The sequence below is a fragment of the Ensifer sp. GW101-20A05 genome (genome assembly GCF_059424735.1).
Window position 1 is genome coordinate 1 of sequence record NZ_JBWKZT010000050.1, and the last position, 1,251, is coordinate 1,251.

Below are 1,251 nucleotides of genomic sequence, written 5' to 3' on the forward strand. Positions count from 1 at the left end.
TTTTTGCTTTTGCCGCTCGCCGCCGTCTTCACCGAGGCGCTGCGCAAGGGACCGGCCGAGTTCGTTGCCGCGCTCGGCGATGCCGAAACCTTCTCGGCCATCCGCCTGACGCTGACCGTCGCTGCCATCGCCGTGCCGCTCAACCTCGTCTTCGGCGTCGCCGCCGCCTGGGCGATCGCCAAGTTCGAGTTCAAGGGCAAGGCCTTCCTGACGACGCTGATCGACCTGCCGTTCTCGGTCTCGCCGGTCATCTCCGGCCTCGTCTTCGTGCTGTTGTTCGGCTCGCACAGCCTGATCGGTCCCTGGCTGCAGAGCCACGGCATCCAGATCCTGTTTGCCGTGCCGGGTCTGGTGCTCGCCACCGTCTTCGTCACCTTCCCCTTCGTTGCCCGCGAACTGATCCCGCTGATGCAGGAACAGGGCTCCAGCGACGAGGAGGCAGCGCTGTCCTTGGGGGCGTCGGGCTGGCAGACCTTCTGGTTCGTGACGCTGCCGAACATCAAATGGGGGCTGCTTTACGGCGTGCTTTTGTGCAACGCCCGCGCCATGGGCGAGTTCGGCGCCGTCTCGGTGGTCTCCGGCCATATCCGCGGCGAGACCAACACCATGCCGTTGCAGGTCGAAATCCTCTATAATGAATACAACTTCGTCGCCGCCTTTGCGGTGGCGGCGTTGCTGGCGCTGCTGGCGCTGATCACCCTGATTTTGAAGACGGCGCTGGAGATCCGCTACAGCGCCGAGATCGCCGCCAGCCGCAGGCATTGAAAGGTCAAACGCTATGGACGTGCGCGTTCACAACATCCGCAAGGAATTCGGCCGCTTCCCGGCGCTCGACGACGTCTCGCTCGACATCCGCTCCGGCGAGCTGATCGCGCTGCTTGGCCCCTCCGGCTCCGGCAAGACGACCTTGCTGCGTCTCGTTGCCGGGCTCGAAAGCCCGACCGGCGGCACGATCTTCTTCGGCGACGAGGATGCCTCGCAAAAGACCGTGCAGCAGCGCAACATCGGCTTCGTCTTCCAGCACTATGCCCTGTTCCGCCACATGACGGTGCTCGACAACGTCGCCTTCGGCCTCAAGGTGCGCCCGGGCAATCGCCGGCCGCCGGCCGCCGAGATCCGCAAGCGGGCGCTCGACCTGCTCGATCTGGTGCAGCTCTCCGGTCTCGACAAACGCTATCCGGCGCAGCTGTCCGGCGGCCAGCGCCAGCGCGTGGCGCTCGCCCGCGCCATGGCGGTCGAGCCGAACGTGCT

Annotated in this window: 2 protein-coding genes; both read left to right on the forward strand. The window is 65.8% G+C overall.

Going from position 1 to position 1,251, the window contains the following annotated elements; translation table 11 throughout:
- On the forward strand, positions 1-765 hold a 765-nt coding region (gene cysW, locus AC070A_RS34590), incomplete at its 5' end, for a sulfate ABC transporter permease subunit CysW (protein ID WP_494773647.1).
- Between the two features lie 13 nt (positions 766-778).
- The coding region (locus tag AC070A_RS34595; protein WP_494773648.1) for an ATP-binding cassette domain-containing protein at positions 779-1,251 on the forward strand (473 nt) is incomplete at its 3' end.